This is a genomic window from Kitasatospora sp. CB02891 (genome assembly GCF_002803145.1).
Lineage (GTDB): Bacteria > Actinomycetota > Actinomycetes > Streptomycetales > Streptomycetaceae > Kitasatospora > Kitasatospora griseola.
In genome coordinates this window covers 150,703-170,717 of record NZ_NNBO01000005.1, presented here as the reverse complement: position 1 = coordinate 170,717, position 20,015 = coordinate 150,703, and the positions used below count along the sequence as shown (strand labels likewise).

Sequence of the window (20,015 nt, the reverse complement as noted above, 5' to 3'; positions counted from 1 at the left end):
CGCACGCCGCAACGACCAATTGAGCCCGACCCCTCGCACCAAACCCAGCAAAACACCACCGCCCCGCCGAAGCGCAGCGCTTGCTCAGCGCAGACCCACCAACCCCAACCCGCACGCCGCAACGGCCAATTGAACCCGACCCCTCGCACCAAACCCAGCAAAACGCCACCGCCCCGCCGAAGCGCAGCGCTTGCTCAGCGCGAGCCCACCAGCCCCGACTCGTACGCCGTGATGACCAGTTGCACCCGGTCCCTCGCGTCGAGCTTCGTGAGCAGTCGGGAGATGTAGGTCTTGGCGGTGGCGGTGGTGAGGTGGAGTTCGGTGGCGATCTCGGTGTTGGAGCGGCCCAGGCCGACCAGGGTGAGGATTTCGCGCTCGCGGGTGGTGAGGGTGTCGAGGGTGGCCGGGGTCGCCGCGGTTGGGGTCGGTTGGCGGGCGAAGTGGGCGATCAGGCGGCGGGTGACGGTGGGGGCGATCAGGGCGTTGCCGGCGGCGACGACGCGGATCGCGGCGAGGATGTCGTCGAGTTCCATGTCCTTGACGAGGAATCCGGATGCGCCGGCCTGGAGTGCGCCGTAGACGTGTTCGTCCTGGTCGAAGGTGGTGAGGACGAGTACCTGTGGGGCGTCGGGGGCGGCGGTGATGAGCCGGGTGGCTTCGATGCCGTCCATGCCGGGCATGCGGATGTCCATCACGACGATGTCGGGCCGCAGTTCGGCGGCCAGTCGGACGGCGTCGGCGCCGGTGCCGGCCTCGCCGACGACGGTGAGGTCGGGGGCGTCGGTGATGATCATGTCGAGGGAGGCGCGGACCAGCGGCTGGTCGTCGACGAGCAGGACGCGGATCACCGGGCGGGCTCCAGGGGTGCGGGGACAGCAGGAAGAGCAGGAAGGGCGGGAAGGGCGGGGACGGGCAGTCTCGCGGCCACCCGGTAGCCGCCGCCCGGTTGCGGGCCCGCGGCGAACTCGCCGTGCAGCAGCGCGGCCCGTTCGCGCATGCCGACCAGACCGTAGCCGCGCCCGCTCGAACTTCCGCCCCCAGGGCCGGAGTTGACCACGCTGACGGCGAGTTCGTCCGGGTGGAAGTCGATCGAGACCCGGCAGGCGCGGGTCTTGGCGTGCCGCACCACGTTGGTCACCGCCTCCTGGACGATCCGGTACGCGGACAGTTCGATCTCGGGCGGCAGCGGGCGGCGCGGGCCGGACCATTCCAGGTCGACCCGGACGCCGGCCGCGGTGGTGGTCGCGGCCAACCGGACCAGGTCGTCCAACCCCGGTGCGGGGGCGGACTGTTCGGCGGCGTCGTCGGGTTCGGCGTCGCGCAGGGCGCCGAGCAGGCGGCGCAGTCCGGCCAGGGTTTCGCGGCCGGCGGTCTCGACCTCGCCGAGTGCGGCGCGGGCCCGCTCCGGCTGGGTGTCGAAGACCCGGCGGGCGGCGCCGGCCTGCATCGCCACGATGCCGATGTTGTGGGCGACCATGTCGTGCAACTCGCGGGCGATGCGCAGGCGTTCGGAGGTGATGGCCTGTTCGGTGGCCTGCGCGCGCAGCGTCTCGGCGTGGGTGTGGCTCTGGTGGACGGCGTGTCCGATCAGCCAGGCGATGGCGGTGGCGAGCGCGCCGGTGAGGGTGGTGCTGCCGTGGTCGTCCATGTGGAGCAGCACGCGCAGGCCGGAGTAGCCGAGCAGGGTGCCGAGGGCGAGCGCGCCGGCGATGACCGAGGTGCGGGTGGGCTGGGTGGCCGCGAGGTAGCAGATCGCCACGTCGACGACGAGGTACTGGAGCAGCGGGATGTCGGTGACGGCCATCGCCATCACCGAGGCGATGGTGCCGAACAGCAGCAGGCAGAGCGCGGTCAGCGGGCGGCGCTTGCGGCGGCCGGCGGCGAGCACGGCCAGCACGGCGAGCACTTCGTCGACCTGGTTGCCGAAGCTCAGGGTGAGGACGGAGATGCCGTCCCGGGTGTGCATCTGCTCGAAGACGGTGTACGCGGTGACGGCGAACCAGAGCAGCACCATCCAGGTGCCGGGCGCCACGCGGGAGAGGACCTTGGGCGGCACCCGGGTGAGATTCATGCCCCGAGCGTAGCGATCATGCTCGGGGCGGCACAGTCGTCCTGGGATGACATCCCGGAGTTGATCGTCCGTCACCCGGATTGTCCGCCGTCGCCGAATGTGCGCGGGTGGCGGCGCCCGGCAGCGTTGTCCCCGTGATCGAAGTCAACCGTCTCACCAAGCGCTACGGCCGCGTCACTGCCGTCAACGACCTGTCCTTCACGGTTCGTTCGGGCCATGTCACCGGCTTTCTCGGCCCGAACGGCGCGGGCAAGAGCACCACCCTGCGGATGATCCTCGGGCTGCACGCCCCTACCTCCGGTTCGGCGACCGTGGCCGGTCGCGACTGTCGCGGTCTGCGGCGGGCGCTGCGGCAGGTGGGGGCGCTGCTCGACGCCGGGGACGTGCACGGCGGCCGGACGGCCCGTGACCAGTTGCGTTTCCTGGCCCGCAGCAATGCGATCCCGGTCGGCCGGGTGGACGAAGTGCTGGGCGAGGTCGGCCTGTTGACGGCCGCGGACCGGCGGATCGGCGGGTTCTCGCTGGGCATGCGGCAGCGGCTGGGCATCGCGGGGGCGCTGCTGGGCGACCCGCCGGTGCTGATCTTCGACGAGCCGTTGAACGGCCTCGACCCGGAGGGCGTGCTGTTCGTCCGGAACCTGTTCCGGCGGCTGGCCGCCGAGGGCCGGACGGTGTTCGTCAGCAGCCACCTGATGACGGAGATGGAGCACACCGCGGACCGGCTGATCGTGGTCGGACGCGGCGAGTTGCTCGCGGACGAGACGGTGGCGGAGTTCGCGGCCCGCGGCTCGCAGCAGACCGTCCAGGTCCGCACGACCGACCCGGCGGAGCTGGTGACCGCGCTGACCGCCGGGGGCGCGCGGGTCGCGCAGGCGCCGGACGGCCTGCTGACGGTGACCGGCCTGGACGCGACGGCGATCGCCCGGACCGCCCTCGACCACCGCCTGCTGATCCACGAACTGGTGCCCCGCACGGGCTCGTTGGAGCAGGCCTTCATGGAACTGACCGGCAGCAGCGTCGAGTACGCGGCAGGAGCACGAGCATGAGCACCCTTCACCCCACCGTCCAACCGGCCGCGCCGCCGGCCCGGTTCACCGACCTGCTGGCCGCGGAGTGGATCAAGCTGCGCTCGCTGCGGTCGATCCGCTGGTTCCTGCTGGTCGCCACACTGACCATCGTCGGCCTGAACGCCAACGGCGCGCGCGTCTCGCGTGCCGAGTTCGATTCCTGGACGGCCCAACAGCAGGCCTACTACGCCGAGTTCGGCGCGCTGCACGACGCGTTCACCAGGCCGTGCGCATCGCTGGTGGTGCTGATGACGGCTGCGCTGGGCGCGATCGCGATCCTGAGCGAGCAGACCACCGGCCTGCTGCGGACCAGCTTCGCCGCGGTGCCGGCCCGCCGGGAGCTGCTGGCGGCCAAGTTGGCGGTGGTGACCGCGGTGGCCACCGGGTTCGGCGTGCTGGTGGCGTCCGTCTCGTTCTGGCTGGACGAGGCGATGCTGGCCGGCCGGTACGGCGGCGTGTCGATCGCCGATCCGGGCGCGCTGCGGCTGCTGGTCGCCTCCGCGCTGCTCGCGCCGGTGGGCGCGCTGGTCGGTCTGGCGCTGGGCGCGGTGATCCGGCACAGCGTCACGACGATGGTCGCGCTGTTCGCGCTGCTCTTCATGATCCCGATGTTCGTCCGCGAGAACACACACGTCGGCGCGGTGGTCGCGCACGCCCAGCCGTTCAACGCCTGGGCCCGGCTGGGGCTGGTCGGGGAGATCACCGGCCAGTCCTACCCGTCCTCGATCGGCGGGGCCTGGGCGGTCTACCTGGTGTGGGCGGCGCTCGCAGCGCTGCTGGTGATGATCGCCGTGCCGAGCCGCGACCAGTGAACCTCCCCTGTCCTTCCACACTTCCGGAGATCCGATGACCGAGTTGACCCGCCGCCGCCTGCTGGGCACCGCCCTGGCCCTCGGCGCCGTCGCACCGTTCGCCGCTACACCGTTCGCCGCCGCGCTGCCCGCCCGGGCCGACACCGGCCCGGCGGCACGGCTCACCCTGCCCGCCCCCACCGGCCCGTTCCCGGTCGGCACGGCGGCCCTGCACCTGATCGACACGTCCCGCCCGAACCCGATGCCCGGCATGAACCCGCACCGCGAGCTGATGGCGAGCGTCTGGTACCCGGCCCGGGCCGCCGAGGAGCTGCCGCGAGCCCCGTGGCTGCCCGACGCCACGATGCGGGCGTTCCTGGCGGCCACCGGTTTCCCGCTCGACCCGGCGCTGGTCCCACTCATCGCCGCCCGTGTCGACGCGCCCGTGCACCGCACCGGTCACCGGCTGCCCGTCGTGGTGTACTCGCACGGCTCGGGCAGCCACCGGAGCGACCACACCGTGATGGTCCAGGAGCTCGCCAGTCACGGCTACGTGGTGGTCACGGTCGACCATCTCGGCAACTGCTTCAGCGAACTGCCGGACGGCCGGGTACTCACCCCGGCGGACGCCCGGGGCCCGATGTACGCCCTGGACTACACGGTGGACCTGCGCTTCGTCCTGGACTGCGTCGAGCAGCTCGCCGCCGGCCGCAACCCGGACGCCGAGGGCCGTCCGCTCCCGGACGGGCTGGGCACGGCCCTCGACACCTCGCGGATCGGCATGTTCGGCTGGTCGAAGGGCGGCACGGCCACCGCCTGCACCATGCTGGCCGACCGCCGGGTGCGGGCCGGTCTGGCGTTGGACGGGCCGATGCAGCCCGGCTTCGGGCACCCCAGCGTCACCGCCGACCTGGACCGGCCGTTCATGATGATGACCGCCGACTTCCCGCGCGCGACGGACCCGTACGTCGCCGAGTTCTGGTCCCACCTGCGCGGCTGGCGCCTGGAGGTCCGCGCGGCGGGCGCCGTCCACCCGTCGTACGGCGACAACGTCACGCTGATCCCGCAGGCGGGCCGCCTGCTCGGCCTCACCGAGGAGCAGATCGCCCGCATGGTCGGCACCATCGACCCGGCCCGCGCGCTGCTGATCCAGCAGGCCTACCCGCTCGCCTTCTTCGACCTCCACCTGCGCCACCGCCGGGGCGCCCTGCTCGACGGCCCCTCGCCGCGCTTCCCCGAGGTGGCGTACCTGCCCTGACCTCCAGGATGAGCGGACCCGCCCGGAACTACTGCGGACGCAGTACACGACTGCCTGCACAGCGACGACGACGCAGGTGGGGGCGGTGACGAAGGATGGGTCATGCTGCGGGCGGCCCGCGCCGGAACCGGTGCGCGGGGCCGCCCTCGGCGTGTTCCGCGACCGTGCACCGAACCCGAAGGAGGCCGCTCCCCCGTGGCCACGTTCCTGTACCGCCTGGGCCGATGGGCCTTCGACCGGCGCAAGCTGGTGACCCTGCTCTGGGTCGCCGTGCTGGCCGTCGGCGGAGTGCTCGCGGCCAAGGCGCCCGCCGCGCCCGCCGACGGCTTCGCGATACCCGGCACGGAGGCGCAGAAGGCCTTCGACCTGATGAACGAGCGCTTCCCCGGCGGCCACGCGGACGGCGCCCAGGCCCGCATCGTGTTCGTCGCCCCGGACGGCCAGAAGATCACCGCGGAGCCGAGCCGGCAGGCCGTGCAGAAGACGGTCGGCGAGCTGGCGCACGCCGCCGAGGTCACCGGCGCGGTCGACCCGTTCCAGGCGCACACCGTCTCCCAGGACGGCACCACCGCGTACGCCACCGTCACCTACTCGGCCAAGGCCGGCGAGCTGTCCGAGGAGGCCACCGCCGCCCTGGAGCAGGCCGCGCAGCACGGCCGGGACGCCGGGCTGAAGGTCGAGATGGGCGGCACCGCGCTGGCCAGCCACGGCGAGGCGGGCGGCAGCAGCGAGGCGATCGGCATGGCGCTGTCCGCCGTCGTGCTGGTGATCACCTTCGGTTCGCTGGTCGCGGCGGGGCTGCCGCTGCTGACGGCCGTGGTCGGCGTCGGCCTCGGCATGGCGCTGATCACGGCGCTGGGCAGCACGCTCGGCCTGTCCGCCACCACCGGCACGCTGGCGATGATGCTGGGCCTGGCGGTCGGCATCGACTACGCGCTGTTCATCATCTCGCGCTACCGCGCCGAGCTCGCCGAGGGCCGCGCCCCGCGCGAGGCGGCCGGGCGGGCCGTCGGCACGGCGGGTTCGGCCGTGGTGTTCGCCGGTCTGACCGTGGTGATCGCACTGGCCGGCCTGTCCGTGGTCGGCATCCCGATCCTGTCCAAGATGGGCCTGGCCGCCGCCGGGACGGTCGTCGTCGCCGTGCTGGTGGCGCTGACCCTGGTGCCCGCGCTGCTCGGCTTCATCGGCCGCAAGGTGCTGCCCCGCAAGGAGCGCAAGGCCGCCGCGGGCAGCACCCGCCGGGCGAGCGGCGACAACGGCGGCGCCCGCTGGGCCAGGTTCGTGCTGCGCCGTCCGCTGCTGGTGCTGATCGGCGGCGTGATCGGCCTCGGCGTGATCGCCGCCCCGGCGCTGGACCTGCGGCTCGGCCTGCCCGGCGACGAGGCGAAGTCGACCTCGACCACCGAGCGCCGCGCCTACGACCTGCTGTCCCAGGGCTTCGGCCCGGGTTTCAACGGCCCGCTGACCCTCGTGGTGGACGCCAAGGGCGCACCCGACCCGAAGGCCGCCGCCGAGCAGGTCGCCAAGAACGTCTCCGGCCTGCCCGGGGTGGTCGCGGTCACCCCGCCGGTCTTCAACCCGGCCGGGGACACCGCCCTGGTCAACGCGATCCCGGCGACCGGCCCGGCCGAGTCGCAGACCAAGGACCTGGTGCAGGCGATCCGCGACGACGCGGCCGGGCTGAAGTCCGCCACCGGCGCGAGTGTGCTGGTCACCGGTACCACGGCGATGAACATCGACGTGTCGCAGAAGCTCTCCGACGCGCTGGTGCCGTACCTCGCGGTGGTGGTCGGCCTCGCGATCGTCCTGCTGCTGCTGGTGTTCCGCTCGGTGCTGGTGCCGGTGAAGGCCGCGGTCGGCTTCCTGTTCTCGGTCGCCGCCGCGCTGGGCGCCGTCGTCGCGGTGTTCCAGTGGGGCTGGCTGGCCGACCTGATCGGCGTCGACCAGACCGGTCCGGTGATGAGCATGATGCCGATCTTCATGGTCGGCGTGGTGTTCGGCCTGGCCATGGACTACGAGGTGTTCCTGGTCACCCGGATCCGCGAGGGCTTCGTGCACGGCGAGAGCGCCTCCGAGGCGATCGTCACCGGGTTCCGGCACAACGCCCGGGTGGTCACCGCCGCCGCCCTGATCATGGTCTCGGTGTTCGCCGGCTTCATCGGCATGAGCGAGCCGATGATCAAGATGATGGGCCTGGGCCTCGCGGCGGCCGTCGCGCTCGACGCCTTCGTGGTCCGGATGGCACTGGTTCCGGCCGTGCTCGCACTGCTCGGCCGCCGCGCCTGGTGGCTGCCTCGCGGCCTCGACCGGATCCTCCCGGACGTCGACGTCGAGGGCGCCAAGTTGCAGTCCGCGGCCGACGAGTCCGTCGAGGACCGGAAGCCCGTCACCGTCTGACCGGCACCGGAGCGCTCCGGACTCGGACCGTTGTTCGAGTCCGGAGCGTTACCGTTGCAGGGCGGGGCCGTCCCCTCCGGATCGGGCCCCGCCGCCGCGCGCCGACCGGCGCACTTCCCCCGCACCGAACCCCAGCGCCCGGCCCGGAGAGCACCGTGACGACCACCGACCTGTGGCAGCGCCTGCGCCGCGACCACCCCCGGCTGCTGGACGCCGCGGGCGGCGCCGCGCTGGTGGCCGTCGTCGCCCAGGGCGTCAGCGCCGACCAGAACAACGGGCACTTCTTCCTGCCCGGCCTGGCCTCCGTCCTGCTCGCCACGGCCTCCACCGCCGCCGTCTTCCTGCACCGCCGCTTCCCGCAGGCGGTGATCGCCGTCACCCTGGCCTGCACCATGGCGCTGGGCGTGCTCAACACCCGGCTCACCGTCGCACTGGCCGCGCCGCTGCTGGTGACGCTGTACCTGCTGGCCGTCCGCACCGACCGCTCCACCGCGCTGCGCGCCTCGGTCGTCAGCGCCGTGCTGCTCGCCGTGACGGCACTGGCCTTCGGACCGGGCGGCCCGATCGGCGAACGGCTGGGCGTGCTGGCCTGGGCGCTGCTGCCGGGCGCGCTCGGCGACTCGGTCCGCAACCGCCGCGCCCACCTGGCCGCGATCGAGCGGCGTGCCGAGCGCGCCGAGCGCACCCGCGAGGAGGAGGCCCGCCGCCGGGTCGCCGACGAACGGATCCGGATCGCCCGCGACCTGCACGACGTGGTCGCCCACCACATCGCCCTCGCCAACGCCCAGGCCGGCATCGCCGTCCACCTGATGGACCGGCACCCCGACCGGGCCCGCGAGGTGCTCAGCCACCTCACCGACGCGACCGGCGCGGCCCTCCAGGAGCTGCGCGCCACCGTCGGCCTGCTGCGCCGGGCCGAGGAGCCCGCCCCGCTGGAACCCGCGCCCGGCCTCGACCGGCTGCCGGACCTGATCAACGCCTTCGAGCAGGCCGGGCTGCCGGTGCGGCTCACCGTCGCGGGCGAGCAGCGCCCGCTCTCCCCCGGCGTCGACCTGACGGCCTTCCGGATCGTCCAGGAGGCGCTGACCAACGTCGCCAAGCACGCCCGCGGCGCCGACGCCGAGGTCACCCTCGCCTACACCGGCAGCCGGCTCGCGCTGTCCGTCGCCAACGGTCGGGCGGCCGGGCGGCCGGCGCCGGCCGCGCTCCGGCAGGACGGCCCGGGCGGCTTCGGCCTGATCGGCATGCGCGAGCGGGCCGTCGCGGTGGGCGGCCGGCTCAGCGCGGACCACCGGCCGGACGGCGGCTTCCAGGTGACCGCCGACCTGCCGCTGCGCACCGGCAGCCGCGACACCCCCGCCTTCGCCGACCAGGGAGAAAAGGACCTCCACCGATGACCATCCGTGTGCTGCTCGCCGACGACCAGGCCCTGCTGCGCGGCGCCTTCCGCATGCTGATCGACGCCGAGGACGACATGGAGGTGGTCGGCGAGGCCTCCAACGGCCGGCAGGCGGTCGAGTTCGCCCGCTCCACCCGGCCCGACCTGGTCCTGATGGACATCCGGATGCCCGGCGGCGACGGTCTCGCCGCGACCACCGCGATCTGCGGCGACGAGGAGCTGTCCGGCACCCGGGTGCTGATCCTGACCACCTTCGAGATCGACGAGTACATCGCCCAGGCCCTGCGCGCGGGCGCCGACGGCTTCCTCGGCAAGGGCGCGGCGCCCGCCGAGCTCCTCGCCGCGATCCGCACGGTGGCGGCGGGCGACGCCCTGCTCTCGCCCGCCGCCGCCCGCGCGATGATCGACCGCTTCCGCGCCCAGCCGGGCCCGGCCGCCGAGCCCGCGGCCGACCGGCTGGCCGTGCTCACCGCCCGCGAGCGCGAGGTGATGGCGCTGGCCGCGACCGGCCTGGGCAACGAGGAGATCGCCGAGCGGATCTTCGTCAGCCCGCTGACCGTCCGCACCCACGTGCACCGGGCGATGTCCAAGCTGGACGTCCGCGACCGCGCCCAGCTCGTCGCGCTCGCCTACCAGTGCGGCCTGGTCCCGCCGGGCCGGCCCGCCTGACGGATCCGGCGGCCGTTCACGGCCGGGTCGCGTGCGGGTGGCCGCAGCGGAACAGCGGGTCGGCGGTGTCGAACGGCACGTCCTCGCGGGCGGCTTCGACGGCCGCCATCGACGAGGGCAGGTCGAACGGCAGGACGCCCGGCATCCCGGCCCGGCCGAGGGCAGCGTCCAGCAGCACGTCGTCCTCCGCGCCGAAGTCGCCGATCAGCAGCGCGGCCCGCTCGGCGAGCGGGGTGAGGACGGCGGGCCGGTCCAGGTACACGGCGAACGCGGTGGGCACGGTGTCCGCCAGGGCGCGCAGCCGCTGCGCCTCGTCCGCGGGGAAGTCCAGCGAGCCGCTGTGGAAGTAGCGTTCGAGCATGCCTTCGCGCTGCTCGTACGGCGTCTGGAGGCGGACCACGGCGGCGTCGGCGTCCTCGGGCCGCGCCACCACGGCGCCGTAGCGGGCGGCCACGGCCGGGTCGATGCCTTCGACGTACAGCCGCCGTCCGGCCACCGGCTGCCCGGCGATCTGCACCAGCGCGCGCCGCTGGACGGCGCGGCCCAGCGCGCGGCCCTCGCCTCCGCCGACCAGGGCCGCGGCGGCGTCGGGGTCGACGTACGGGTCGTCGAACAGGCCGAGGCGGAACTTGTCGCGCAGGATGCGGCGCGCGGAGGCGTCGATGCGCTCCTCGGCCACCGCGCCGGAGCGGACGGCGGCGAGGACCAGCTCGGGGTCCGTCTCGCCGCCGAGCTGGTCGGCGCCGGCGTCGATGGTCAGCACCACCTGTTCGGCGACGGTCAGGTCCTCCACGCCCCAGTGGCGCGGCGGGAAGGTCGTGACGCCGGGGATCTCGGTGCCGGTGATCGCGTTGAAGTCGGTGCAGATCACGCCGTCGAAGCCGTACTTCTCGCGCAGCAGGCCGGTGATGACGCCCCGGTTGAAGTTGGCGCCGACCTCGGCGAGGCCGCTGCCGGAGGGGATCGCGTAGGCGGGCATGATCTGCGCGGTGCCGGCCTCGAAGGCCGCCTCGAACGGGATCAGGTGCTGCTCGAACGCGCCGCCGGGGTAGACCAGTCGGCGGCCGGCGGCGAAGTGCGAGTCCTCGCCGCGGTACTGCGGGCCGCCGCCCGGGAAGTGCTTGGTCATGCAGGCGACGCTGCCCCGGCCGAGGGCGTCGCCCTGCAGGCCGCGGATGTAGGCGGCGATCATCCGCGCGGCGCGCTGCGGGTCCTCGCCGAAGGTGCCGCTGATCCGGGCCCAGCGCGGCTCGGTGGCGAGGTCGGCCATCGGGTGGATGGCCACCCGGATGCCGACGGCGCACAGCTCGCGGCCGATCAGCCGGGCGTACTCCTCGACCAGTGCCTCGTCGTCGGTGGCGGCCAGGCCGATCGGCTCGGGTCCGGCGCTGAAGCCGCCGCCGGCGTGCGCGGTGGCGGGGTTGGACGCGAAGCCGTGCCGGGGGTCGGAGGACAGCGTGACGGGGATGCCGAGCCGGCCGGCCGCGGCGAGGTCCTGGACGTGGTTGTTCCACTCGGCCATCGCACGGGGGTCGGGCACGGCCATCATCGCGAAGTGGGTGACGCCGCGGGCGGCGATCAGCTCGGCCCCGGTGGGCAGCGGGACCGGCATCCGCGGGTCGGAGCGGGTCACCATCCGGCCGTGGCACATCAGGGCGGCCTTCTCGGGGAGCGTCATCCGGCCGAGCAGGTCCTCGACGCGGTCCTCGACGGGCAGTCGCGGGTCCTCGTAGGGCTCCATGGTGCCGTTGTGGTTGAGGTCGCGGAACGGTGTGCCGTCGGTGTGGCGCAGGTACGCGGTCGTGGTCGGCATCAGCGCACCGCCCCGGCGGCGGCGGGCGCGGCCTTGGCGAGGAACGCGTCGAGGGTCTCGGGGGCGACGCCGAGCTCCAGCAGGAAGCCGCGGGCGCCGCCGTGCCGGGCGTGGACGGTGTCGAGGAAGGCGGCCATCGCCCCGGCGGGGGCCTCCAGCAGCGGGGCGGGCACCTTGAGCGCGCCGCGTTCGACGTCGTTGAGGGCCTCGCGGTGGCGTTCGGCGAGTCCGGCCCAGATCTGCTCCAGCGCGTCTCCGGTGCGGGCGTAGTCCTCGACGATGCGGTCGGCGGGCACGCCGAGCAGGTCCAGCAGCAGGGCGGTGACGAAGCCGGTGCGGTCCTTGCCGGCGGCGCAGTGCAGCAGCACGCCGCCGGGGCGGGTGGCGGCCAGCACGGCGGCGGCGACGCCGGCGGGCGCGCCCTCGGCCATCAGCACGTAGAACGCGCCGAGGTCGGCGGCGGTGGTCATGGTGGCCATCCGCGCCTCGAGTTCGGGCGAGGCGGGGTCGATCGGGGCCTCGACGACGTCGATGCCGGCGGCGGTGACGGCGGCCCAGTCCTCGGGGGTGCGCTCGGCGTCGCCGCGCAGGTCGACGACGGTGCGGATGCCGGCGGTGCGCAGCTGCTCGACGGTGGCGGCGTCGGCGGCGGGGAACGGCTGGGCGGAGCGGTGCAGCACGCCGGCGCGCAGCAGGGCGGCCTCGGGGTCGGTCTGGGCCGCCGGGTCGCGGAAGTTGACCAGGGACATGCGGGGTCCTCTCGGAGGTGCAGCAGCGGGATGCGCACTGCGAAGGGGGGTGTGCGGCCGGACACCGGGACGGTCCGGGCGGGGATGCCGGGGGTGCGGGGAAAGCCGCACGCTCGATCACGACATCTAGACGTCTAGATGTCTACCTCGTGCAGCGGCTCCGTGGCAAGCGACGGCCGGGTGAACGTCCGGCGACGACCGCCGCCGGGTCCGCGCTCCGTAGGATCTCCGGCATGGCAGCAGACCGAAGCGGCACGCCGCTGTACCGCACGCTCGCGCGCCGGCTCCAGGAGCGGATCGACTCCGGGACGTACCCGGCGGGCGCCCGGCTGCCCAGCGAGCCGGAGTTGAGCGCCGAGTTCGGGGTGAACCGGCTGACGGTCCGCCAGGCCGTGGCGGAGCTGGAGCGGGCGGCGGCGGTGGAGATCCGCCGCGGTGTGGGCACGTTCGTGCGCGGGCCGGCCCTGCGGGTGTCGATCGACGTGGATCCGCGCAGCCAGCGCGTCGACCTCGGCAGCACGAACCTCGCACTGCCGGGCGACGGCGAACAGCCGGGCGCCGCCGGGGAGTTCGTGGTGGCGGCGGCGCCGGTGACGGGTTCGGCGGAGGACCTGGAGGCGGCGCGGCAGCTGGGCCGGCCGCTCGCGGAGCTGTCCCGGGTGGACACCGTGACCAGGCTGGGCGGCCGGGCGGGCGCGGTGAGCAGTTACTGGGTGCCGTTCGGTCCGCTGCCGGCCGAGCTGGTGCGCCCGGGCCGGTCCGGCAACCTGGTGCCGGAGCTGGCCCGCGCCGGCGGCGTCCAACTGGAGTACGACTGGCGGGCGTTCGGCGCGATCGGCGCCGACTTGGCGGACGCCGAGCTGCTCGGCGTCCCGGTCGGCACGCCGCTGCTGGTGCGCGAGGGCGTCAGCTGCACGCCGGACGGCGCGGCGGCGCTGTACGTGCGGCGGCGGATCGACGGCGGCAGCGCCCGTTTCGTGCTGCACTACCGCGAGCGCCGGACTCACCGGCCCGGCGGCGGCATCACCTGACGGAAGGCGTCCCACCAGGGGTCCATCGGGCCCTCCCCCTCCACCCCGTCGACGACGTGACGGCGGGTCATCGCGCCGAGCACCGCGCCGAGGGCGTGCGGCCGCAGGTCCCGGGCGGGGTCGGCGCCGAGCCGGGCGGCGGCGATCCCGATGGTGCGTCGGACGAGCCGGTCGATCAGCTGCACGGCGTGGTCGTGCACGGTGCGGATGCCCATGAACCGTCGGCGCAGGGCGCGTCGGCGCGCGGTGTGCTCGGTGGGTTCCTCCAGCGTGCCGTCGGTGCGCGCGACCGCGTGCAGGAACGCGTCCCAGAGGTCGAGTCCGGCGGGCGCGGCGGCGAACTCGTCGAGGATGGCCTCGCCGAAGTCCGTGCCGAACAGCAGGGCTTCCTTGCTGGCGTAGTACCGGAAGAACGTGCGGTGGGCGACGTCCGCGCGGCGGCAGATCTGGTCGACGGTGGTCTGCTCGAAGCCCTGTTCCTCGTACAGGTCGAGCCCGGCGGCGCGGATCGCCTGGCGGGTGCGCGCCTTCTTGCGGTCGCGCAGTCCGGTCTCCGCCGTGGCGCCGACTGCATCCCCCTGCGGCTGCATGCGTCTCCTGCTCCTGGTCGCCGCCCGGCGTTCGCCGCCGGGCGTCCTGGTTGTCGTCGGGTGTACAGAACCACGCGTGGCAGGGGCCGCTCAAGGCAGGTTCCGAACCGTCGTCAACTGGCCATGCGGAATTTGCACTTCTGCCTTTTGGCAGTACTGCCACTTCTGGAGGGTGGCTGTCGCGGCGCTGCGGCACCGCCCCGCCGGCCCCACGACCGGCGGCTCCCTTCCCCTTTCGAGGAACCCGAGGAACCCCATGAAGCGGCACAGGCAGGCTCTTTCGGCGGCGGCCCTCGCCACCGTCGTCGCGCTCGGCGCGAGCGCGTGCTCGGCGTCCGACGACGCCGTGGCGGGCGGCGCGGCCCAGGGCGGCGACGGGCCGGCGGTGGACGGCGGCACCCTCAAGGTCGGCCTGGACCGGCCGTTCACCCGGCTCGACCCGGCGGACGGCACGCTGACCCAGATGCCCGTGATGATCCTGGCGAACGCGCTGTACGACCCGCTGATGGTCAACGACGACAACGGCGCCGTGAAGCCGTACCTGGCCAAGTCGTTCACCCCCAACGCCGACGCCACCGTCTGGACCCTGCAACTGCGCGAGGGCGTGACGTTCAGCGACGGCAAGCCGCTGGACGGGCAGGCCGTGGTCGACCACGTGAAGCGGCTGGCGAAGCCGGAGACCAAGTGCGCCTGCGCGGTGGACGCCGGGACCATCGGCGCGATGGCGGTGAACGGCCCCACCGAGGTCGCCTTCACCCTCAAGTCGCCGAACGCGGCCTTCCCTTCGCTGTTCACCCGCTCGCTCGGCTACGTCTCCGAGGCCCCGGTCGGCGACGCCCCGGCGATCGGCTCCGGCCCGTACACGGTGGAGAGCGTGCAGCCCGGCGTCTCGGTGACCGTCACCCGCAACCCCGGCTACTGGGGCGCCCGGGCGCACGCCGACAAGGTGGTCTACCGGGTGCTGCCGGACTCCGACAGCCGCTACCAGTCCCTGCGTTCCGGCGACGCGGACGTGGCCTGGGTCGAGACGCCCGCGCAGCTCAAGCAGGCCGCCGGGGACGGACTGCGCACCGCCACCGGCCCCAGCTCCACCTCGACGGTCCTGTTCAACACCAAGGCCGCGCCGTTCGACGACCCGCGGGTGCGGCAGGCCGTCCAGTACGCGATCGACCGCGACAGCGTGGAGAAGATCGCCTACCTGGGGCAGGGCAGGGTCTCCGACGGCCCGATCGGCTCCGCCTCCGCGTACCGCGCCGCGAGCAGCTACCCGGCCCGGGACGTCGCCAAGGCCCGCGCCCTGCTCGCCGAGGCCGGCCACCCCGACCTGTCGTTCGAGTTCCTGGCCGACAGCCGCCCCGAGGGCCAGCAGCGCGCCACCGTGATCCAGCAGCTGCTCGGCGAGGCCGGCATCAGGATGACCATCAAGCCGCTGGACCCGGCCGCCAACGCGACCGCCCTGATGCAGCGCCAGTTCCAGGTGATGGACTTCATCACCAGCATGTTCGGCGACACCGACACCGCGCTGGCCGGCCTGTTCCCGTCCGACGCACCGTATAACTTCACCGGATACCGCAACCCGGCGGTCGACCGGGCGATCGCCGACGGCCGGGCCGCCCTGGACCCGGCCAGGCGCGCCGCCGCCTACAACGAGGCGTCGAAGGCGATCGTCGCGGACGCCCCGATGCTGTTCCTGACCGAGAACCAGGCCGGCTTCGCCGCCTCCGCGAAAGTCGGCGGCCTGCCCGACCTGTCCAAGCGCAGCGTCGTCAACGTCTCCCCGGCCACCCTGTGGGTGAAGCGGTGACCTCCCCCCTCCTCGGCTTCGCCGCGCGGGCCGGACGGGCCGCGGCCGTCCTGCTGCTGGTCGCCGTCACCGCGCTCGCGCTGCCCCACCTGATGCCGGGCTCGCCCGCCGTCGCCGCGCTCGGCGTCACCGCGACGCCGGAGCAGATCACCGCCTTCGAGGCCGGGCTCGGCCTGGACCGCAACGTGCTGGCCGCCACCGCCGACTGGATCGGCGCGGCGCTGCACGGCGACCTCGGGCATTCGCTCGCCAACGGCGCGGCCGTCACCACCGAGCTCGCGAACCGCATCCCCGTCACGCTCGAACTGTTCGTCGCCGCCCAGCTGGTGGCGCTCGCCATCGCGGTGCCGGTCGCGCTGGTGTCGGCCTGGCGGCCGGGCGGCGCGGTCGACCGGATCGCCACCGCCGGGGCGTTCGGCTGGCTGGCGGTGCCCGGCTTCGTGCTCGGCCTGCTGCTGATCTGGCTCACCGCCGTGCAGCTGCGGATCCTGCCCGCCACCGGCTGGACGCCGTTCACCGAGGACCCGGTGGAGAACCTGCGCCACCTGGTGCTGCCCGCGCTCACCCTGGGCCTGCCGGAGGCCGCCGTGTTCACCCGCACCCTGCGCGGGCAGCTGCTGGACACCCTCGACCGGACCCACATCGCCGCCGCCCGCAGCCGCGGCATGGGCACCGTGCGACTGCTGCTGCGCCGCGCCCTGCGGCCCTCCTCGCTGCCGCTGGTCACCCTGATCGGGATCGGGATCGGCACCTCGCTGGGCGGCTCGGTCCTGGTGGAGTCGCTGTTCGCGGTGCCGGGGGTCGGCACGCTCGCCGCCGGCGCCATCAACGGCCGCGACTTCCCCGTCATCCAGGCGGTGATGGTGGTCTGCGCCGTCGGCGTGGTGCTCGCCACGCTCACCGTGGACCTGCTGTACCGCACGCTCGACCCGAGGATCGCCCATGGCCACCGTTGAGATCGCCGCCGCCCGCCCGGCGCGCACCGCCCGCCGCCGCCCGCCGGCCGCGGTGCTGGCCGCGGCCGGCTGGCTGGCCGTCGTGCTGCTCGCGGCGCTGCTGCTGCCGCTGCTGCCCGGGTTCGACCCGCTGCACGGCGACTTCTCCGCACCGTCCGCGCCGCCCGGGCCCGGGCACTGGCTGGGCACCGACGCCGGCGGGCGGGACGTGCTGCAGCGCACCGTCGCCGGGGCCCGCGCCTCGTTCGCCGTCGCCGGGCTGACCGTCGCGGTCGGCCTGCTCGGCGGCGGCGTGCTGGGCCTGGCCGCGGGCTGGTTCCGGGGCCCGGTCGACAAGGCCATCGGGTTCGCCACCGACCTGCTGATGTCCGTACCGACGCTGATCCTGGTGATGATCGCGGTCTCGCTGCGCGGTCCGAGCCTGGCCGTGATCGGCTCCCTGATCGGCCTGTTCACCGTCCCCGCGTTCACCCGGGTGGTGCGCGCCGTGGTGCTCTCGCTCGCCGAGCGCGGCTTCGTGCAGGCCGCCCGGATGATCGGCACCGCGCCGCTGCGGATCCTGCGCCGCGAGGTGGTGCCGCACGTCGCGCCCGCCGCGCTGACGTTCGCGTTCACCGCGACCACCGTCGCCATCGTCGCCGAGGGCTCGCTCAGCTTCCTCGGCTTCGGCCTGCGCCCGCCGCAGCCGTCCTGGGGCGGGATCATCGCCGAGGGCCGCACCACGCTGGGCAGCGCGCCGTGGATCTCGCTGGCCCCGGCCGCCGTCCTGTGCCTGACCGTCCTCGCCCTCAACTACCTCGGCGAGCACCTGCGTTCGCCCTCCCGGAAGGCAACGGTGAACCGATGACCACCCCGGTCCTGGACGTCCGCTCGCTCGACACGGTGATCCACGCGCCCGACGGCCGGCGGCTGCACATCCTGCACGGCGTCAGCCTGCACATCGACGCCGGGGAGTGCCTCGGCGTGGTCGGCGAGTCCGGCTCCGGCAAGTCCGTGCTCGCCCGGACGGTGCTCGGCGTGCACGCCCGCACCACCCGCGCCGAGTCCACCGGACAGGTGCTGCTGAACGGCGAGGACCTGCTCGCCGCCGCCCCCGCCCGCCGCGCCGACCTGCTCGGCACCGGCATCGCCATGGTCCACCAGGACCCGATGACCTCGCTCAACCCGGTGGTGCGGATCGCCGACCAGGTCACCGAGTCCCTCACCAACCGCCGCCGGCTGCCGCGCCGCGAACGCCTGCGCACCGCCGCCGAGTTGCTCGCCGCCGTCGACGTCCCCGACCCCGTGCGCCGGGCCCGCGCCTACCCGCACGAACTCTCCGGCGGCCTGCGCCAGCGGGTCGGCATCGCCGCCGCCCTGGCCGGCGACCCCGTGCTGCTGCTCGCCGACGAGCCCACCACCGCCCTGGACGTCACCGTCCAGCGCACCGTGCTCGACCTGCTGGACCGCCACCGCGCCACCCGCGGCCTGGCCACCCTGCTGATCACCCACGACATCGGCCTGCTGTACGGGCGGGCCCGCCGGATCGCCGTCATGTACGGCGGCCGGGTGGTCGAGAGCGGCCCCACCGAGCAGGTCACCGAACGCCCCGCCCACCCCTACACGGCCGCGCTGCTGCGCTCGGTGCCCCGCGTCACCGGTCCGCTGCGCCGGGTGCTGCCGGCCATTCCCGGCTCGCCGCCCGACCTTTCCCGTCCCCTCGCGGGCTGCCCGTTCGCGCCGCGCTGCGACCGCGCCGAGTCCGTCTGTGCCACCGTCGCCCCGCCCGTCCACCGGGCCGGGCCCGCGCACACGGCGTCCTGCCACTTCCCCCTCGCCGCCGAGGCACCCCGGCCCTCGCAGACCTCCCTGGAGCGCACCCCGTGAGCGCCACGCCCGCCGACCCCGCCCCCTCCCCCGCCGTCCTGCGGGCGACCGGCCTGGAGGTCGTCCACCGCACCCGCTCCGGCCCGCTGCACGCCGTCAGCGGCGTCGACCTGACCCTGCACGAGCGGCGCACCCTGGCCCTGGTCGGCGAGTCCGGCTCCGGGAAGAGCAGCATCGCCAAGGCCCTGCTGCGGCTGCCCGCACCCACGGCCGGCACCGTCACCCTCGACGGCACCGACCTGTCCGCCCTGACCTCACGTCAACTGCGCGCGCTCCGACCTCGGTTGCAGATGGTGTTCCAGGACCCGCTGTCCTCGCTCAACCCGCGCCGCACCGTCCGCGACCTGGTCGCCGAGCCGCTCGACGCCCACCCCGGCCTGCTCCGCGGGCGCGACCGGCTCGCCGTCGTCGACGAGCAGTTGACGGCCGTCGGCCTCCCCCCGGAACTGTTCGGTGACCGCCGGCCCGAGCAGCTCTCCGGCGGGCAGGCCCAGCGGGTGGCCGTCGCCCGCGCCCTGGCCGCCGAGCCGCGGGTGTTGATCGCCGACGAGGCGGTCTCCGCGCTCGACGTCTCCGCCCAGGCCACCGTGCTCAACCTGCTGCGCCGGCTCACCGAGGAGCGCGGCCTGGCGAGCCTGTTCATCACCCACGACCTGGGCGTGGTCCGGGCCGTCAGCGACGACATCGCGGTGCTCCAGCTCGGCCGGCTGTGCGAACGCGGGCCCACCGAGGCGGTGTTGGCCGCCCCCGCGCACCCCTACACGGCCGCACTGCTGGCCGCGGTGCCCGAACCGGGCCGCCCGCTGGGCGACACCGGCCTGCTGCCCGCCGACCCGCCGTCGCCGCTCGACCCGCCGTCGGGCTGCCGGTTCCGCACCCGCTGCCCGCTGGCCGACGACCGCTGCGCGGCCGAGACGCCCGCGGCCCGCCCCGTCGGCCCGGGCCGCACCGTCGCCTGCCACCGGCCGCTGCTGCCCGTCCTCGACCGGGCCCGGGCCGGCTCAGCACCCGGGCCGGCTCGGCGCCCGTGACAGCTCAGTGCCCGTCGCCGCTGCTGTGGGTGACGGCGTCCTGCCAGGCGGCCTTCGCGCCGGAGTCGCCGATCCGGTAGACGTCGACGACCGCGCCGACGGCCACCACGGCGCACAGCACGGTGGCGCCGATCCGCACCGCGCCGGAGATCCGGCGGGTGCTCGCCCTGCGGGTGAACCACCAGACGAGGACGGCCAGCAGGAACAGCCCCGCCGCCCACGGCAGCAGCCCGTCGCCGAGCTCGGTGTGCTCGCGCACCAGCGCGGTGCGCTCCACCTTCTGCTCCAGCCACTCGCCCGCGTCGGTGGTCAGCGGCACGGACACCAGCGTGACGAACGCCAGCAGCGGCAGCAGCAGTCCGGCCCGGCGGGCGACGGTCGGGCTGAGGGCGCACACGATCAGCGCCAGGGCCGTCAGCGGGACGAACACCACCACGAGGTGGACCAGGAGTATGTGCGCGGGCAGACCGTCGATCGTGCTCACCGAGAAAAGCTCCTTCCGACCGGCAGGCCCGGCAGCCTC

18 protein-coding genes are annotated in these 20,015 nt (G+C 74.5%); 12 read left to right on the top strand and 6 right to left on the bottom strand.

Annotated elements, in window-relative coordinates; genetic code table 11:
* Positions 1 to 194: 194 nt before the first annotated feature.
* Both CG736_RS14030 and CG736_RS14025 read right to left on the bottom strand, forming a co-directional pair.
* Positions 195 to 848, bottom strand: coding sequence for a response regulator transcription factor (locus tag CG736_RS14030; RefSeq protein WP_255419006.1), 654 nt, complete (start codon positions 846 to 848; stop codon positions 195 to 197).
* Complete coding sequence (locus CG736_RS14025; protein ID WP_100586541.1) at positions 845 to 2,071, bottom strand: sensor histidine kinase; 1,227 nt, start codon at positions 2,069 to 2,071, stop codon at positions 845 to 847. The genes CG736_RS14030 and CG736_RS14025 overlap by 4 nt, the downstream gene beginning before the upstream one ends.
* 134 nt (positions 2,072 to 2,205) lie before the next feature.
* Between CG736_RS14025 and CG736_RS14020 the strand changes: the two genes are divergently transcribed.
* The 6 genes from CG736_RS14020 to CG736_RS13995 all read left to right on the top strand — a co-directional run bounded on the left by CG736_RS14020 (position 2,206) and on the right by CG736_RS13995 (position 9,652).
* Positions 2,206 to 3,117, top strand: a complete 912-nt coding sequence (locus CG736_RS14020) for an ABC transporter ATP-binding protein (protein ID WP_100586540.1) — start codon at positions 2,206 to 2,208, stop codon at positions 3,115 to 3,117.
* The gene (locus CG736_RS14015) at positions 3,114 to 3,950 is read left to right on the top strand and encodes an ABC transporter permease (protein WP_100586539.1); all 837 of its coding nucleotides are present in this window, start codon (positions 3,114 to 3,116) and stop codon (positions 3,948 to 3,950) included. Before CG736_RS14020 ends, CG736_RS14015 begins: the two co-directional genes overlap by 4 nt.
* A gap of 34 nt (positions 3,951 to 3,984) precedes the next feature.
* A complete protein-coding gene (locus tag CG736_RS14010; protein WP_100586538.1) occupies positions 3,985 to 5,187 on the top strand; it encodes an acetylhydrolase in 1,203 nt (400 codons plus the stop codon).
* Between the two features lie 195 nt (positions 5,188 to 5,382).
* Positions 5,383 to 7,584 carry an MMPL family transporter gene (locus CG736_RS14005; RefSeq protein ID WP_100586537.1) on the top strand — a complete coding sequence of 734 codons (2,202 nt, stop codon included), beginning with the start codon at positions 5,383 to 5,385 and terminating at the stop codon, positions 7,582 to 7,584.
* A gap of 155 nt (positions 7,585 to 7,739) precedes the next feature.
* A complete protein-coding gene (locus CG736_RS14000; RefSeq protein WP_100586536.1) occupies positions 7,740 to 8,981 on the top strand; it encodes a sensor histidine kinase in 1,242 nt (413 codons plus the stop codon).
* Positions 8,978 to 9,652: a response regulator transcription factor gene (locus CG736_RS13995; protein WP_100586535.1), complete on the top strand. Its 675-nt coding sequence runs from the start codon at positions 8,978 to 8,980 to the stop codon at positions 9,650 to 9,652. The genes CG736_RS14000 and CG736_RS13995 overlap by 4 nt, the downstream gene beginning before the upstream one ends.
* 16 nt (positions 9,653 to 9,668) lie before the next feature.
* Here the strand turns inward: CG736_RS13995 and CG736_RS13990 are convergent, their stop codons facing one another.
* Positions 9,669 to 11,465: a glycoside hydrolase family 3 protein gene (locus CG736_RS13990; protein ID WP_100586534.1), complete on the bottom strand. Its 1,797-nt coding sequence runs from the start codon at positions 11,463 to 11,465 to the stop codon at positions 9,669 to 9,671.
* Positions 11,465 to 12,214, bottom strand: coding sequence for a tyrosine-protein phosphatase (locus CG736_RS13985; protein ID WP_100586533.1), 750 nt, complete (start codon positions 12,212 to 12,214; stop codon positions 11,465 to 11,467). The genes CG736_RS13990 and CG736_RS13985 overlap by 1 nt, the downstream gene beginning before the upstream one ends.
* A gap of 233 nt (positions 12,215 to 12,447) precedes the next feature.
* Between CG736_RS13985 and CG736_RS13980 the strand changes: the two genes are divergently transcribed.
* Complete coding sequence (locus CG736_RS13980) at positions 12,448 to 13,245, top strand: GntR family transcriptional regulator (RefSeq protein WP_100586532.1); 798 nt, start codon at positions 12,448 to 12,450, stop codon at positions 13,243 to 13,245.
* Here the strand turns inward: CG736_RS13980 and CG736_RS13975 are convergent.
* On the bottom strand, positions 13,218 to 13,835 hold the full coding sequence (locus CG736_RS13975) for a TetR family transcriptional regulator (RefSeq protein ID WP_100586531.1): 618 nt from the start codon (positions 13,833 to 13,835) through the stop codon (positions 13,218 to 13,220). The genes CG736_RS13980 and CG736_RS13975 overlap by 28 nt on opposite strands.
* A 256-nt stretch (positions 13,836 to 14,091) precedes the next feature.
* On the opposite strand from CG736_RS13975, the gene CG736_RS13970 reads away from it, so the two are divergent.
* Genes CG736_RS13970 through CG736_RS37080 form a run of 5 tightly spaced genes read left to right on the top strand, consistent with a single transcriptional unit; the run spans position 14,092 to position 19,492 of the window.
* Complete coding sequence (locus CG736_RS13970; RefSeq protein ID WP_157815573.1) at positions 14,092 to 15,639, top strand: ABC transporter substrate-binding protein; 1,548 nt, start codon at positions 14,092 to 14,094, stop codon at positions 15,637 to 15,639.
* Entirely contained in the window at positions 15,636 to 16,595 is a 960-nt protein-coding gene (locus tag CG736_RS13965) for an ABC transporter permease (RefSeq protein ID WP_100586529.1), read from the top strand. The genes CG736_RS13970 and CG736_RS13965 overlap by 4 nt, the downstream gene beginning before the upstream one ends.
* The gene (locus CG736_RS13960; RefSeq protein ID WP_100586528.1) at positions 16,582 to 17,442 is read left to right on the top strand and encodes an ABC transporter permease; all 861 of its coding nucleotides are present in this window, start codon (positions 16,582 to 16,584) and stop codon (positions 17,440 to 17,442) included. The genes CG736_RS13965 and CG736_RS13960 overlap by 14 nt, the downstream gene beginning before the upstream one ends.
* The gene (locus CG736_RS13955; RefSeq protein WP_100586527.1) at positions 17,439 to 18,461 is read left to right on the top strand and encodes an ABC transporter ATP-binding protein; all 1,023 of its coding nucleotides are present in this window, start codon (positions 17,439 to 17,441) and stop codon (positions 18,459 to 18,461) included. Before CG736_RS13960 ends, CG736_RS13955 begins: the two co-directional genes overlap by 4 nt.
* Entirely contained in the window at positions 18,458 to 19,492 is a 1,035-nt protein-coding gene (locus CG736_RS37080) for an ABC transporter ATP-binding protein (protein ID WP_198520495.1), read from the top strand. The genes CG736_RS13955 and CG736_RS37080 overlap by 4 nt, the downstream gene beginning before the upstream one ends.
* 4 nt (positions 19,493 to 19,496) lie before the next feature.
* On the opposite strand, the gene CG736_RS13945 is transcribed toward CG736_RS37080, so the two are convergent.
* Positions 19,497 to 19,976, bottom strand: coding sequence for a DUF2231 domain-containing protein (locus CG736_RS13945; RefSeq protein ID WP_100586526.1), 480 nt, complete (start codon positions 19,974 to 19,976; stop codon positions 19,497 to 19,499).
* Positions 19,977 to 20,015 lie beyond the last annotated feature (39 nt).

Coding starts and splice junctions, on each gene's coding strand:
- CG736_RS14025 (WP_100586541.1), bottom strand. CDS start 2,071: ATGAATCTCACCCGGGTGCCGCCCAAGGTCCTCTCCCGCGTGGCGCCC.
- CG736_RS14015 (WP_100586539.1), top strand. CDS start 3,114: ATGAGCACCCTTCACCCCACCGTCCAACCGGCCGCGCCGCCGGCCCGG.
- CG736_RS14010 (WP_100586538.1), top strand. CDS start 3,985: ATGACCGAGTTGACCCGCCGCCGCCTGCTGGGCACCGCCCTGGCCCTC.
- CG736_RS13995 (WP_100586535.1), top strand. CDS start 8,978: ATGACCATCCGTGTGCTGCTCGCCGACGACCAGGCCCTGCTGCGCGGC.
- CG736_RS13990 (WP_100586534.1), bottom strand. CDS start 11,465: ATGCCGACCACGACCGCGTACCTGCGCCACACCGACGGCACACCGTTC.
- CG736_RS13985 (WP_100586533.1), bottom strand. CDS start 12,214: ATGTCCCTGGTCAACTTCCGCGACCCGGCGGCCCAGACCGACCCCGAG.
- CG736_RS13980 (WP_100586532.1), top strand. CDS start 12,448: ATGGCAGCAGACCGAAGCGGCACGCCGCTGTACCGCACGCTCGCGCGC.
- CG736_RS13975 (WP_100586531.1), bottom strand. CDS start 13,835: ATGCAGCCGCAGGGGGATGCAGTCGGCGCCACGGCGGAGACCGGACTG.
- CG736_RS13970 (WP_157815573.1), top strand. CDS start 14,092: ATGAAGCGGCACAGGCAGGCTCTTTCGGCGGCGGCCCTCGCCACCGTC.
- CG736_RS13960 (WP_100586528.1), top strand. CDS start 16,582: ATGGCCACCGTTGAGATCGCCGCCGCCCGCCCGGCGCGCACCGCCCGC.
- CG736_RS13955 (WP_100586527.1), top strand. CDS start 17,439: ATGACCACCCCGGTCCTGGACGTCCGCTCGCTCGACACGGTGATCCAC.